The organism is Campylobacter concisus, from assembly GCF_003048905.1.
Classification (GTDB): Bacteria; Campylobacterota; Campylobacteria; order Campylobacterales; family Campylobacteraceae; genus Campylobacter_A; species Campylobacter_A concisus_V.
The window spans coordinates 400,444-414,654 of record NZ_PIRO01000001.1 but is presented as its reverse complement, the minus strand read 5'-3'; the positions used below and the strand labels follow the sequence as shown (position 1 = coordinate 414,654).

At 37.0% G+C, this 14,211-nt stretch carries 16 protein-coding genes; 10 read left to right on the top strand and 6 right to left on the bottom strand.

Annotation, left to right across the window (positions count from 1 at the left end; all coding sequences use genetic code 11):
• Nucleotides 1–19: 19 nt before the first annotated feature.
• Nucleotides 20–1,405, top strand: a complete 1,386-nt coding sequence (locus CVS95_RS02055) for a DUF4139 domain-containing protein (protein WP_107695405.1) — start codon at nt 20–22, stop codon at nt 1,403–1,405.
• An 18-nt stretch (nt 1,406–1,423) separates the two neighbouring features.
• Here CVS95_RS02055 and CVS95_RS02050 read toward each other — a convergent pair whose 3' ends face one another.
• Genes CVS95_RS02050 through folD form a run of 3 tightly spaced genes read right to left on the bottom strand, consistent with a single transcriptional unit; the run spans nt 1,424 to nt 3,838 of the window.
• Nucleotides 1,424–2,083 carry a site-2 protease family protein gene (locus CVS95_RS02050; RefSeq protein ID WP_107695404.1) on the bottom strand — a complete coding sequence of 220 codons (660 nt, stop codon included), beginning with the start codon at nt 2,081–2,083 and terminating at the stop codon, nt 1,424–1,426.
• Nucleotides 2,070–2,975 (bottom strand): signal peptidase I, encoded by a 906-nt coding sequence (gene lepB / locus CVS95_RS02045; protein WP_107695403.1) that lies wholly within the window; start codon nt 2,973–2,975, stop codon nt 2,070–2,072. The genes CVS95_RS02050 and lepB overlap by 14 nt, the downstream gene beginning before the upstream one ends.
• 2 nt (nt 2,976–2,977) lie before the next feature.
• The gene (gene folD / locus CVS95_RS02040; protein ID WP_107695402.1) at nt 2,978–3,838 is read right to left on the bottom strand and encodes a bifunctional methylenetetrahydrofolate dehydrogenase/methenyltetrahydrofolate cyclohydrolase FolD; all 861 of its coding nucleotides are present in this window, start codon (nt 3,836–3,838) and stop codon (nt 2,978–2,980) included.
• A gap of 83 nt (nt 3,839–3,921) precedes the next feature.
• Here folD and CVS95_RS09960 point away from each other — a divergent pair, with 83 nt between their 5' ends.
• From CVS95_RS09960 to CVS95_RS01995, 9 genes are all read left to right on the top strand, one after another.
• On the top strand, nt 3,922–4,527 hold the full coding sequence (locus CVS95_RS09960) for a c-type cytochrome (protein WP_107695401.1): 606 nt from the start codon (nt 3,922–3,924) through the stop codon (nt 4,525–4,527).
• Nucleotides 4,524–5,807 (top strand): glutamate-1-semialdehyde 2,1-aminomutase, encoded by a 1,284-nt coding sequence (gene hemL, locus CVS95_RS02030; protein WP_107695400.1) that lies wholly within the window; start codon nt 4,524–4,526, stop codon nt 5,805–5,807. The genes CVS95_RS09960 and hemL overlap by 4 nt, the downstream gene beginning before the upstream one ends.
• Nucleotides 5,807–6,085 (top strand): AtpZ/AtpI family protein, encoded by a 279-nt coding sequence (locus CVS95_RS02025; protein ID WP_084108504.1) that lies wholly within the window; start codon nt 5,807–5,809, stop codon nt 6,083–6,085. Before hemL ends, CVS95_RS02025 begins: the two co-directional genes overlap by 1 nt.
• A complete protein-coding gene (locus CVS95_RS02020; protein ID WP_234399986.1) occupies nt 6,036–6,593 on the top strand; it encodes a hypothetical protein in 558 nt (185 codons plus the stop codon). Before CVS95_RS02025 ends, CVS95_RS02020 begins: the two co-directional genes overlap by 50 nt.
• On the top strand, nt 6,583–7,827 hold the full coding sequence (locus CVS95_RS02015; RefSeq protein ID WP_087576777.1) for an MFS transporter: 1,245 nt from the start codon (nt 6,583–6,585) through the stop codon (nt 7,825–7,827). The genes CVS95_RS02020 and CVS95_RS02015 overlap by 11 nt, the downstream gene beginning before the upstream one ends.
• A 21-nt stretch (nt 7,828–7,848) precedes the next feature.
• Nucleotides 7,849–9,480: a flagellar hook-length control protein FliK gene (locus tag CVS95_RS02010; RefSeq protein WP_199906327.1), complete on the top strand. Its 1,632-nt coding sequence runs from the start codon at nt 7,849–7,851 to the stop codon at nt 9,478–9,480.
• Entirely contained in the window at nt 9,480–9,740 is a 261-nt protein-coding gene (locus CVS95_RS02005) for a FlhB-like flagellar biosynthesis protein (RefSeq protein WP_021090972.1), read from the top strand. Before CVS95_RS02010 ends, CVS95_RS02005 begins: the two co-directional genes overlap by 1 nt.
• 112 nt (nt 9,741–9,852) lie before the next feature.
• Entirely contained in the window at nt 9,853–10,422 is a 570-nt protein-coding gene (locus tag CVS95_RS02000) for a CheB methylesterase domain-containing protein (protein WP_103576374.1), read from the top strand.
• Nucleotides 10,409–11,233 carry a CheR family methyltransferase gene (locus CVS95_RS01995; RefSeq protein ID WP_081004427.1) on the top strand — a complete coding sequence of 275 codons (825 nt, stop codon included), beginning with the start codon at nt 10,409–10,411 and terminating at the stop codon, nt 11,231–11,233. The genes CVS95_RS02000 and CVS95_RS01995 overlap by 14 nt, the downstream gene beginning before the upstream one ends.
• Nucleotides 11,234–11,282: 49 nt before the next feature.
• Here CVS95_RS01995 and CVS95_RS01990 read toward each other — a convergent pair whose 3' ends face one another.
• From CVS95_RS01990 to CVS95_RS01980, 3 genes are read right to left on the bottom strand one after another with little or no spacing between them, the layout of a single operon-like run.
• Nucleotides 11,283–12,479: an MFS transporter gene (locus CVS95_RS01990; protein ID WP_107695397.1), complete on the bottom strand. Its 1,197-nt coding sequence runs from the start codon at nt 12,477–12,479 to the stop codon at nt 11,283–11,285.
• A gap of 1 nt (nt 12,480) precedes the next feature.
• Nucleotides 12,481–13,683 (bottom strand): copper resistance protein NlpE, encoded by a 1,203-nt coding sequence (locus tag CVS95_RS01985; RefSeq protein WP_107695396.1) that lies wholly within the window; start codon nt 13,681–13,683, stop codon nt 12,481–12,483.
• Nucleotides 13,684–13,731: 48 nt separating this feature from the next.
• Entirely contained in the window at nt 13,732–14,160 is a 429-nt protein-coding gene (locus CVS95_RS01980) for a copper resistance protein NlpE (RefSeq protein ID WP_107695395.1), read from the bottom strand.
• Nucleotides 14,161–14,211: the final 51 nt, after the last annotated feature.

The following is a 14,211-nucleotide window of genomic DNA, read 5'->3' as shown; positions in this document are numbered from 1 at the left end:
ATTCTTAAAAGGGAAAAATATGAAAAAGATACTCTTTTTAATGGCTTCAGCGTTAGCCTTTGCAAATGAAAATTTGATAGAGATCTACACTGATCAAACCATTATCACTCAAAAATTTAGTGACGCAAATAGCTCTTTTAGCGCCTTTGTGCCAGAGGGCGTACAGAGTGATAGTATCACTATAAATGGGGATTGTGATGCGAATGCTAATCTAAAAAAGATCAACGAAGAAAATAGTCCAAGTTACATAAAATGGAAGCAAGAAGTTGCAAATTTAAATAACAAGCTTGAGGCGCTAAAAGCAAGAGGTAGGTTTATAGAGCAAGCTTTGACAGGAGAAAATAAAAGTAACGATGTGACGAAAAGAGCTGATGAGTTTTATAAATTTAGCCTAGAAAATATCGAGAAAATTTCAGCTGCTAAAAGTGAGCTTGAAGCGCTTAATAAAAATGAGCCAAAGAGCAAGATGGCTGGATTTTTGCAGCTTGATATGAAATTTACTTGCGACCCAAAAGAGGCGACGCTTTCATATATGGATGATGAGGCGCCAAAGACGCTAAATGAAATTTACGCAGACACAAAAAACAAAAATATCTTGATAAAACAAGAAATTTTACTCACCAACCCATTTGCCAGCGATGTTAAAAATTTAAAGCTCGCTATCTATCCAACCAGATATCAAAAGGCGCTTGCTCCAAGCAAGTTTTACCCTTGGTACGAGGAGAGCGAGGCAGAGGTTGCTAGTTACGGCGCTTCAAAAAATATGCTAAAAGCCGCGAAAGTCACCGCTGAGGTCGCTGATATGCGTGTGCAAAGAGATGAAAATGAGTTTGCCAAAATTTGGAAGATAGATGGGATAAATTTGGTAAAAGGCGAGAGCAAATATATAACTTATGATACGCAAAAAATGGACGCAAATTTTAGTGTTTTTGCTGATTTTTACGACTCGCTAAAGGCATATAATGTGGCTAGTTTTAAGATAAATGATGATCTAACTCCAGCTAAAACGCAGTTTTATGTTAATGGTGTGAGTGTTGGTAGTCCTAGTGAGTTTAAACTAAAAGCAAAAGATGAGCCAGTGCAGTTATTTTTAGGGCAAAACGAGCTAATCGAGCTTAAAAAAGAGCGATTAAATAAATTTAAAAAGAGCTCGCTTCTTGGCAAAGACCGCATAAGCGAAGAGGGCTATGAGATAAGTGTCAAAAATAATTCAAGTAAGAGCGTTGATGTTACTTTGGTCGATCGTGTACCAGTGTCTGCCGATGAGACGGTAAAGGCCGAGGTAAAGGGCTTTGATAAAAAAGATATCAGCAAAGATGGCAAGGTGGAACTTAAATTTAGCCTTGCACCAAAAGAGGAATTTAAAAAAGAGTACTCTTATAAGATCACAAAGCCAAAAATTTAGAGCAAATTTGCTCTAAATTTAGCCATTTATAAAGGCACTTGCGATATCTAAAACGTATCTTGTCGGATAAAAGATAGTATCTTTTAACGGCGAAACAAGGATGATAATAAGGATGACAAAGCCATATCTTGAGATGCCCTCAAGCTTTTCAGCCAGTGCGTGAAAGCCAAAATTTCTAAGTGCGTACTCGAGCGCGTGAAAGCCGTCAAGTGGCGGGATCGGATAGAGATTAAAGATGGCTAACATCAAATTTAAAAGCGCAAGCGTAAATAAAAACTGAAGTAAAATTTCAAAGGTTTCTATATTTAATAAAGCCTTTAACACAAAAAGCGACAAGACGCCCAAGATGATGTTGTAGCAAATGCCAGCTAGACTTACGTAGATAGCTGCTTTATATCCGCCATTTCGCACGACTATGTAGGTATTTACAGGCACTGGTTTTGCCCAGCCAAACATCATACCAGTGCTTAGGTAAAGTACCAGTGGCACGATGATAGTGCCAACTGGGTCAATATGTTTTATAGGGTTTATGCTAAGCCTGCCAAGGCTTTTTGCAGTGTTGTCACCAAATTTATAAGCGACATAGCCATGGGCGATCTCGTGACCGACGATGGCGATTATTAAAGAGATGACGATAGTGGCGACTTTGACTATGTCTATGTTATCAATGAAGCCCATCTACTTCGCCTTCTTTTAGAGCTTTGTTAGTGAAAAATTCGTCATTTTCTATCGTATCTACAAAGCGTCCGATACGTTCCCAGCGCACATTGTAGTTCTTGTCCCAGCTAAAATATATAAACCAAGGCTGACCGACTATATCTTTGTAAGCCACGCTTCCCCAAAAACGGCTATCATTTGAGTGATCGCGGTTGTCGCCTATCATGAAGTATTCATCTTTTGGTACTTTGACGTAAAATGCATTAAGGTTAAAATTTGGATTTTGCGGTAGTGAGCCAATTAGCACTGGCTTCATAAAAACACTATCTTTGTTTGTATTTAGCATGAAAATCATCTGCTCAAATAAATTTACATTTTCGTCATAGTGGATGCCGCTAAATCTATATGGCTCTTTTATGAAAAGTTTGCCATCAAGCTCGGCTATGTCACTGCATGAGTAACCAAATTTACTCTCTTCGCCGTTTAAATTTTCACGGCAGTTTGCCTTTATAAAATTATCTCCCTCTTTTGGACGCAAATACAAGGCTTTTTCGGTAAATACTATCTCATCTTCGCTCGTAGCAAAGCAGCGTTTTACAAAGTGGGTCTTTTCATCTTTTGGATAACGAAAGACGACTATATCGCCTCTTGCTGGACCATCGCCTGTAATAAGATGCCCATTGTCATTTAGCTCGGGTAAAATTTTCACCTCAAGCCAAGGAATTCTTGGCGTTGGTATGCCATAAACAAATTTTTTTGCAAATAAAAAATCACCAACCAAAAGCGTATTTTTCATCGAACCAGACGGGATAACAAAGGCTTGAGCTATGAAAAATATAACAAAAAGTACAATGATGACTGTGCCAGTCCAGCTCGAGCAAAAGTCATAAAATTTAGTAAAAAATTTTTTCATTATTACGCTCTTTTGTGGCTAGCTATCTTAGCTTGGGCTGCAAGGATTGTGTTGTTTAAAAGCATCGCAATCGTCATCGGACCTACGCCCCCAGGAACTGGCGTGATGTATGAGCATTTTGGTGCGACCTCGTCAAAATCCACATCACCTACAAGCCTGCCATTATCAAGTCTATTTATGCCTACATCAACGACTACTGCGCCATCTTTTACCATATCAGCCTTTAAGAAAAATGGTTTACCAATGGCTGCGACGATGAGGTCGGCATTTTTACAAATTTCTTTTAAATTTTTAGTCTTGCTGTGAGTCACGGTAACGGTTGCTGAGGCGTTTAAAAGCAAATTTGCCATAGGCTTGCCAACGATATTACTTCTACCGATCACCACCGCGTTTAGTCCAGCCACATCAATGCCATACTCTTTTAAAATTTCCATCACGCCAAGCGGTGTGCAAGGCACAAAGCCATCAAGGCCACTGACAAGTTTGCCAACATTTACAGCGTGAAAGCCATCTACGTCTTTTGCTGGATCGATCGTTGCTAAAACGGTATTTGTATCTATATGTTTTGGAAGTGGCAACTGCACCAAGATGCCGTGGATACTATCGTCTAAATTTAGCACATTTATAAGTGCTAGAAGCTCTGCTTGGGTTGTATTTTCGCTTAGACGGTGAGCCACGCTTTTTATGCCGTATTCGTTGCTGGCTTTTTCTTTGGCTCTAACGTATGTTTGAGATGCTTTATCTTCACCTACTAAGATGACAGCTAGGGTTGGCTCTATGCCAAATTTTTTTAGTTCTTCAGCTCTTACTTTTACGCTTTCTTTGACCTTTAAAGATACGGCTTTGCCGTCTAAAATTTTCATATTGGATCCTTATTTAAAAGCTTTTTTAATCACAAGGGTGGTATCATACCTAAAATTAAATTAAAATTTTTAAAGAGAGGTTTATGCGGTCTGTTTTTTTGTTTTTGCTTTTTTGTGTGGCGATTTTTGGTGCTGATTTTATCACAAAGACCGAATACGCCAAGATGCTCTACCTAAATCCACGCGGCATAGGATGCGATAAATGTCACGGTACAAAGGGCGAGGGCAGTCTAATCTCTAAATACAAGCACTTTGACAAAAAAGCAAACAAAACGGTTGACGATGAGCTTAGAGCACCAAAGATAAATGATATAGAATTTGAAAGCTTTAAAGCCGCTCTAACTAAGCCAAAAGGTGTCATGCCAAGCTACTTTTTGACAGACGAGGAGACTACGATTCTTTATGAGTACATTACAAATAAGATAAATACTCCCTCAAAAGCAGCAAAAGCGCAAAATTTAGGCAAGCCAGTTTCCACTGATACGACGCAAAAACAGCCAGAGCAATCTACTAAAGCCGCTCCTGCTACAAAGGTTACAGAACCAGCTAAAACTACCACAGCTAAGCCAGCTGAGCCAGCAAAAACCGCTACTACGCAAGCACCAAAGTCGCCAGTAAAACCAGTAACAAATCAAAAAGATAATCAAAAGACAAATTTAAAAACACAAAATCAAAAGGATAAAAAATGACAAATAAAGAGGCATTTAGCGAAGCCAAAAAATATATCCCAGGTGGTGTAAATTCGCCTGTTCGTGCATTTGGTAGTGTTGGTGGCGAACCTGTAATGATCGATCACGCAAAGGGCGCTTATCTATACGATGTCGAGGGTAAAAAATACCTTGACTTTATCCAAAGCTGGGGTCCGCTCATATTTGGCCACTGTGACAAAGATATCGAAGAAGCTATCATCTCTGCTGTAAAACAAGGCGTATCTTACGGCGCGCCATCACCAAAAGAGACCGCTCTAGCAAAGCTAATATGTGACGAGTTTAAACAAATAGATAAAATTCGCTTCGTTAGCTCTGGTACGGAGGCTACCATGAGCGCGATCAGGGTGGCTAGAGGGTATGCCAAAAAAGATGGACTAATAAAATTTGAAGGCTGCTATCACGGACACAGTGATGCACTTCTTATCAAAGCAGGAAGTGGCGCAACGACATACGGCAATGCTTCAAGCAGCGGCGTGCCACAAGACGTTGTGAAAAACACCTATTTGGCAGTTTATAACGATATAGAAAGCGTAAAAGCCATTTTTGAAAATAATAAAGACAAAATAGGCGTCGTCATAATCGAGCCTATCGCTGGAAATATGGGGCTTGTACCAGCTGATAAGAAATTTTTAGGGGAGCTTAGAGCGCTTTGCGATAAATTTGGCGCTGTGCTTATCCTTGATGAGGTTATGAGTGGCTTTAGAGCCTCACGCCTTGGCTCATATCCATTTCACGAGGTGGATGCCGATCTTATAACATTTGGTAAGGTTATAGGCGGAGGCATGAATGTCGCTGCATTTGGAGGCAAAGCTGAGATCATGGACTGCTTAAGCCCAGATGGCGCTGTCTATCAAGCAGGCACTCTAAGTGGCAACCCAGTGGCGATGAGCGCTGGTATAGCGGCGATTTCTAAGATAAATAACGACGCAAATTTATACGCTAGGCTTGAAAAGCTTGCCCTAAAGCTAATGGCTGGCTTTAAAGAGGCTGCAAAGAGTGCAGGCATCACCATCCAAACTGATGTTCGTGGCTCTATGTTTGGCTACTTTTTTATAGATCACGCCGTAAAAAACTACGACGATGCGTTAAAGAGCGATACAAAGCTATTTGCTAAATTTCACCAAGCGATGCTTAAGCGTGGAATTTATCTAGCTCCAAGTCAGTTTGAGACTGGATTTGTCTGCGATGCGATGAGTGAGGCGGATATCGATCTAGCGGTAAGCGCAGCTAAAGAGGCGTTTTTGGAGATAAAAGCTTAATGGCAAAATTTAAGATAAAAGATATCGTAGCAGGTGCTGAGCAGCTAAGTCTTGGCGTTTCAATCGTAGTTGCGATCTTGCTTGGCACTGGACTAGGGTATTTTGTAAAAAAGGCTACAAATTTTACACCAGCTCTTTGGATAGGCTTTGCTATTGGCATCGCAGCTGCTATTTTAAACGTCTATAAAGCTTACAAAGCGCAGATAAAAAGCCTAGATGAGCTAAAAGATGAAAGCAGATACAAAGGCTACACAAAAGACGATGATGAGGACGATTAGTAGGCTTTTGATTTGCTATTTTGTGCTTTGGCTGGCTCTTAGTGCGGTTGGCAAATTTATATCAAATCAATTTTTCATAAGCTCGCAAATTTCGTTTTTTGCCTCGCTTATCATCCTAACGGCTAGTTTTTTTGCCTACAAAAACCGCATAAATTCTCGGCTAGAAAATGCAAGAGATGAAATTTTAGCCAAGATAGAAGAAGAGGACGAAGAGGATGAAGAAATTTTGTCCCAAAATGAGGCAAAAGAGCTTAGCCTAAAAGATGAAAAAGCAAGGCTAAAAAAGCAGAAATTTTCATTTAAAGATAAAAGTTTCGCAGCAGCCTTTATGCCTTATCGCTTGGTGGCTTATGCGATACTTTTTTTTGGATTCATTTTTTTAAAAAATGAAAATTTACTAAATGTGTCTGGTTTTTTAGTTGGGCTTGCTCCGATGCCTATTGGTGCATTTGTTTTTGGACTTATGGAGAATAAATTTAATACCGCAAAGGATACTGATGGCAAGTAGCTTTAGGATCATTCGCTCGATGGGACCGCTATTTTTGGGTATGAGTTTGCTTTTTATCGGAAATGGCCTAGTCATCGCATCTTGTAGCGCACTTCTTAAGCAAAACGGAGTGGGTGAGCTAGAGATTGGATTAATCAATACAGGCTTTTTTGTGGGTGCGTTAATTAGCACCATTACAGCTCACAGAGTCATCTCAACTACTGGCCACATCAGAGCATTTGCCATCTTTTCAGCCATTTTTGCGGTCTCAGCTATGCTTCATGCGGTAAATCAAAATTTAGTATTCTGGGCGATATTGCGTGCATTTTTGGGATATTGCTATTACGCACTTTTGATGGTTATAGAAAGCTGGCTAAATGCAAAAATTCCAAATAAAATAAGATCTCGTGTGATAGCCTTTTACGAAGGCGTTTTTTACACGAGTTTTGGACTTGGCATTTTGATCTTGGCGCTTAACCTTAATACCTTTGAAATTTTCATCATCAGTGCAGCTTTTATCATGCTCTCAAGCATTCCATTAAATTTGATCCGTATAAATCAGCCTCAAATCCCAGAGCGTCAGCCCATAAATATCCCAAAAATTTTTGGTATCGTCCCGCTCGCTCTTGTTGGTGCGCTCATTGCAGGCTTAGCAATAAATGGCTTTTTTTCGATGGCAAGCCTTTTTGTTTTGCTTCAAGGATACGGCACAAAAGAGGCATCGTTTTTTATGACGGTTGCGATGATCGGAGGCTTTTTAGCTCAAGTTTTTATCGGTAGTTTCTCTGATAGATATGGCAGAAGGCCAGCTATTTTGCTTTGTAGCAGCGTAGCTTTAATAAGTGCGGTTTTGTTTTTACTAAATGGCAAAAATTTAACGATTGAATATCTGCTTTCATTCTTTTTTGGGGCTGGAATTTTTTGCACCTATGGGCTTTCGCTCGCTAGAGCAAATGATGAGATCACAGACAAGACAAAGAGTGTGCAAGTCGCACGTGCCTTGCTATTTAGCTACTCTTTGGCTTCGCTTTTCTCACCGCTTCTTATGAGCTATGCGATGAAAATTTTTGGAGCATTTGGCTTTATCTATGTTTATTTGGTGCTTTTTGCTGGACTTATTTTATTTGCACTAACGCAAAAGACAATACCACAGCACATGAGAAAAGAGTATAACGATAGGCTCGTTGCAAGGACGGCTGGCATAGCTACTATTGAGCAAAATGGAAATTTTGCCGATAGAAAAAATAAAAAATAAAAAATGGACGTAGGAAATTCTTTGAATATATCAAACACTTCGGTTCAGACCGGACAAAATACTACTCAAAATGTGCCAGTTCGTAAAAATGAAGGCTCGCTTTTTAAAAATCAGCCAAGCGTACAAACGCCTAATGAGCAGAGTATTTCAGAGACACTTGATAATGTTGGAAAACTCGTTGCAAGAGTGCTTGATGATCTAAAAAGTGCTTCAAGTCTTAGCAAGGCTGAACAAATTTTATCTCAGGCAAAAGACACGAAAATAGCTCCAAATTTAGCCAGCGAGCTATCAGACCTTGCAAAAAGCTTAGAAGCAGAAGCAACGCAAAATGAAAATAGTGAGATAAAAAATCTTGCTTTAAAACTAAAAGAATTTCTAAAACCAATAGCCGATCTAAAAGCTGGCTCACTAAATGATCAGATCAAAAACTCAGGCGTAATGCTTGAAGCAAATTTAAAAGATGCACTTAGTCCAGAAAAGCTTCCAAGCTCGGTTCAGAAGCTACTAAGCGATATAAAAAATCTCTCAAGCGGGAATTTACTAAATCAAATTTTAACCCTAAATGATGAAAAATTAGACAATCAAAACTCTTTTTCAAAGCTTGCTTCTATACTTGAAAAAGCGAGTAGTGACGCAAAAAATATCCTTGATAACTCAAGCATAAAAACCCTTTTAAAAGATGTTGATAAGCTTGATAGTGTGGTTAAATTTTTAGATAAAAATTTTTCAAAAGATCAAAATGGCGAGCTAGTAAAAAATCAAATAGGCAAAATGCAAAATTTCATCTCAAATTTAAGCGAGAAAGTCGCAAGCCTAGCAAATGAAAAGCTAAATCAAAATTTTGGTTTTAGCCAAAATCACAAAGAGCTAAAAACTATCCTTGATAGCATAAAAAACGATCTAAAAACGCTAAATAACATAGGCGATGAAGCAGGGCTTGTAAAAGCGTTTAATGAGATGAGCGATGTTTCAAAGGATGGTAGCTTGCAAGATAAGCTCCAAAGCGCGGCGAGGCGTCTTGCTCATAGCCTAAGTCTTGCTGATGCTAAGGCAAGTTTGGCTAAAAATGAGCTAAGTGAGAGTAAGGCACTTTTAAAACAGTTAAATCTCGCTACAAACGATATAAATAACATTACGACTAAAAATAGCAGCGAAATTTCAAAGGTGCTAAGCCAAGATATAAAAAGTACGCTTTTAAATATCAGTGAAAAGAGTCAAAATCCGCAAAGCGTAAATGCAGCAAATAAGATGATTTCGCAGATCGAGATGCATCAAATGATATCAAGTCTTCAAGGAGGGATCCAAACCTATATGCCTTATATTTGGGACGGCGTTGAGGGTGGAAATATCGCATTTAAGAAAGGCAAAAAGGATAAATTTTACGCTCAGATCGATCTAAATTTTAAGAAATTTGGACAGATAAATGTGATGGTTGGACTTATTGATAAAAGGTATATTGATCTCTCGGTAGCTACACAAACAAATGAGTTTAAGGAGCTAATCCTTTCAAACTCTAGCGAATTAAAACAAGCAATATCAAAGCTTGGACTCATAGTTTCAAACTTTAATATCAAAACTTTGTCAAAAGTAAAGCTAAATGATAGATTTAAAAAATTTGGCGGCCTTGATGTGGGCTTTGATAAGAAAATTTAATGCAAGTAAATAAGAAAAAAGCAGTAGCTCTTGGCTACAACAGATCTAAAGATAATGCTCCAAGAGTGCTGGCTAGTGGCGCTGGCGAGATAGCAAATAGAATAATTGATCTTGCAAAAGAGCATGATATACCGATCAAAGAGGATCCTGACCTTATTGAAATTTTAAGCAAGGTTGAAGTTGATCAAGAAATTCCACCAAATTTATATAAAGCTGTTGCTGAAATTTTTAGCTTTTTATATAAGATCACAAAGAAATGATCTATAAATTTGCTTAAAAATTAGCAAGGCATATAAAGAGTGGCAGGGATATTGACGATATACAAAAAAGTGGCGTAAGCTAAATATTAAATTAAAAATTTAAAGGCTATTTGTGGCACAAAAATTAATATTAATAGGGGCGTCTACTGGCGGGCCTGGGCATTTAAAAAAGTTATTAAAAAACGTAAAACTAAATGGAGCTATCATCGTGATAGCCCAGCACATGAATAAAATGTTTATAAACTCTTTTGCTATGCAAATCGGAAAAGAGTGTGGCTTGGATGTTGAAATTTTAAATGAGAGGAAAATTTTAAAAGAAAATACCGTATATGTCTGCGAACAAAATGTAGTGGTGTCACCAAATTTACCAATTAGCGCAAAGCCAAATACAGAAGAAAAGACTATATATACGCCAAATGTTGATGTGTTGTTTAAATCTGGAGTCGGAATTTGCAAGAGCGCAAATGTCCTAGCTATCTTGCTAACTGGTATCGGAGATGATGGTGCATCTGGGCTTGATAAGCTTTATAAGGCTGGAGCAAAATGTATAGCTGAAAATGAAGAGAGCGCGATAGTTTATGGCATGCCAAAACGTGCAAAAGAGCTAAATCAAAGCTTAAAATCATTAAATCTAACTATGATAAAAAAAGAGCTGGAGGATTTTTTAAATGCTACTAACTAATGACGCAAAAGATACAAAAACAATGCAAACAAATACTTCACAAGATATGGATAGTTTTAATGAATTTATGAACGTTATCAAAACTCTTTGCGGAGTTGATCTGGAGCCAAAAAGAGATATCACATTGCAGCGAATTACCATTTTTATTAGGGATCGCCAGATAAAAAGCTTTAAAGATCTTGTTTCGATGATAAGATATAACTCAAGCTTGCGACAAGACATTTTAAATCTAGTAACTGTAAATGAGACTTATTTTTATAGAGAGTTACCTCAACTTAAAGATGTGATCTATTACGCAAAGGAGCTTGGAGGAGCTAGAATTTTGTGTGCTCCTTGCTCTACTGGAGATGAGTCATATTCGCTTGCAATGCTTGCTTATGAGATGGGATTTAAACAGCATGAAATTTCAATCGTAGGTATAGATATAAACTCAGAAGCCATAGCAAGCTGTCAAAATGGTATTTTTAGTGAGAGGAGCTTGCATAGATTAAGCGATTTTCAAAAAGAGAGATTTTTTACAAAAGTCGATGATAAATTTAAGATAAAAAAAGAAAATTTACCAAGGTGTGAGTTTAAAATTTTAAATGTTTTTGATGATGCTATTTTTAATCTAGGAAAATTTGATATCGTGCTTTCAAGAAATATGATGATCTATTTTGATGATGATTTTAGATTAAAATGTGTTGAGAGACTTCATAAATTGCTTAAGCCAGATGGTAGGCTTTACGCTGGGCACGCTGATCTTGTGCCTTACACTCCAGCTTATGAAAAACGTTTTTCAAATGGAACTACCTACTATCTAAAAAAATAAAAATTTGCCAAGTCGCCTTTTGAACTTGGGCGACTTAATTTAAAAACAATCATCTTATTTTGTAGCTTTTTAATACGATGTGATAGTAAAAAGCCCCTACAAAAAAGAGGCTTCCCATAAAACTTGCAATCATCTCAACGCTAAGTCCAATATCATAAAGCAGACCAATGATAAATGAAATGAGAGCACTAAAGCCAAGAAAAACCATATCGTTATATGCAATCACTCGGCCATAAAATTCTTTTTTGCAGTTTTGCTGAAGCATCGTATAGGTGTAGCTCCAAAGACTTGATGTGCAAAATCCAGCAAATATAATGCCAATAAGCGATAGATAAAAATTCCAAAGCGATAAAGCCCAAATAATGATACCAAGGCCTTGACCGATATATACGAAAATAAGCGTATTTTTATTTATAAATTTACTAAGTATGGCTGGAGCAAACATAAGTGAAATGGATCTTGAAGTATTTAATAGTCCTATAATTAATGATGTCGAGAGTAAATTTGCATATTTGTAATCAGCCAAAAGCGCGATCAACGCGTCATAAGCGGTAATGCCAACAAAGGCGTGCAAAAATATAAGATGCACGATGAGTCTATTTTCTTTTAAATACACAAGACCATTTTTTAGCATTTTTAGTGGTTTTTCTATAAATTCTGGCTTTAGACCTTGCAAATTTAAAAAATATAAAAATCCAAAGCTAAGAATGTATAGTATGCCATCAAGCAAAAAGGCGCTTTTTATCCCAAAAAAATGTATATAAACTCCAGCAAGCCCCATGCCAGCGGTATATGAGACCGCCCAGATGATAGAGTGGATCTCGTTTGCGAGTTTGAGATGTTCTTTGCTTAAAATTTTTGGCAGTACGCTCATCTCTACTTGAAAATACATTCCACCAGTGCCATTTCTAACAAAAATGATAAGTAAAAGTAGCCATAAAAAATCAAGTGAGTCTATAAAAAGAAGCATGAAAACGCTTATCGTCTCAACTGCCATCATGATAACAAGCATTGGTTTTGGGCTAAATTTATCAACTAAAATTCCACTAAATGGAGCTATGACAACACCTGGAATAAATGCCATCGCTGCACTTAGTGTGATCGCCCAGACAGGAGCGTCAAGCTTGATAAGAAGGGTAAAAATACCTGTGTGCGAAAACCATACGCCAAAATAGCATATAAGCTGAATGATGCTTAAGAGGCGAAAATTTTTCTCTTCTTTTAAGAGTTTAAGATATCCTTTCAACTTATTGATTCCACATTAGCGTTATTTGCTCTATCTTTGTTTCATCTGGGATATCGTTTAGGCTTGTTATATCTTTGGCAAGTGGATTTTTTAGTGTGATTAGCATATCGTGGCTATCTATTTTTAGATAGATATTGTTTTTGTCACTACTAAATTTAGAGATAACAAGAGAATTTTTTATATCTTTGAAATTTGATTTAAGGCTGATATTTTCTGGAGTTTTAAACTCGTTTGAGTAAATTTCAATGCTTGTGATAATGCCATTTAGTAAGGTGTATTCAAAAATTCTTTCATTTTTGTTTGTTACGATGTAGCTGTTTCCTTTTTTTGTGTTATCCCGTTTTATGTTTTTTGAGCCATAAATTTTTATCACATCTCTATTTGCTGATTCGTTTGTCAGCTCTGCAAAAAAGCCTTTGCCAAAGAGATTTTTTTGATCTTTATCTTTTTTATATCGTCCGCTTATGTGAGCATTTTTACAAATTTTATCGCTTGCTACTAGAAAAATTGCATTATTTATCCTGTGTATGCTTAGAGCAATGCCTTTTTCATCTAAAAGGTAAAAAATTCCCTTGTCGTAAAGTAGCTCCGAACTAAACTCGCAAAGTGGTGAGCCATTTTTTAATGATGAATAAAAACTTATTTTCGCACCATTTTTACTTGGTACGATTACAGTGTCTAAAAAGTTATCTTTGTTTTTAAATTTATAAAATTTAGCAAAAAAACTATCTTTGTAAGCTTTATTTACCGGCTCGAAATTATAAATTTGAGCTAGCACGCCAACTCGCTTATTTTTCTTGTCATCAAGCTGAAGAAGAGAGTTTTTATTTGGCACAAAGTAGCTAAGATTGCCATTTTCATCTTTTAAAATGATAACACTATCATCAACATCAAATGTACCATTTTTTTCAACCAAGCTTACTTCTTTATCCATAGTAAGCATTGTTTTTGTGTAGGTTTTATCTTTATTTAGCGTAATGATAGTTTTTATGCCTTCGCAATTTGGGCAAGGCAAAATAGTGTGAAAACTACTATAAATTGAGTTTGGAAGTATTAGCTTTTCTGGCTTTTTGGGTGTATTTGCCTGAACTAGTGGTTTGTCTTCTTTTACTGTATTTTGTGTGTTTTGTTTTGGCTCTAAATTTTCATTTTTTGCGCAGCCAAGGATGAAAAATGAGATAAGTATGGCAAAAAGATATTTCATTTGCAACTCCTTAAAAATTGCAAAATTATATCATTTTGCCTTTAAAATTTATTTTACGCGTTTAAAGATGTATTTATCTTTTAGCTCGCCAGTGACCTCTTTTTGATCCATATCTAGCATTTTTAGGTTCTCTCCCTCGATCTTATAAAAGCTCTTTTCTTTATACTCATCAATCGTTGTTATCACGCCATTTTCGATTGAGTATTTGCCTTTACTAACGGCTTTGTAGTTGTCTTTTGACTTGTAGTCCATCACGCTTTCAAATGTACCATCTTTTTTTAATGTTAAGCGTGAATCAACACCCATGCAGCTAGCGCAAGGTAAAAATGCTTTATAAGTGCCCTCGATGCTATTAACTGGAGCTTCGCAGCTACTTTTTACTTCACATTTGCCTTGTGGGACGTTTGCATTTTGGCTAGATGAGGCACAACCTGCCAAAAGTAGGGCCGCACTTAGTGCAAATATAAAATTTTTCATGCTAATCCTTTTTGAAAATAAAATTTAAAATGTATTATAATACTTAAGAAA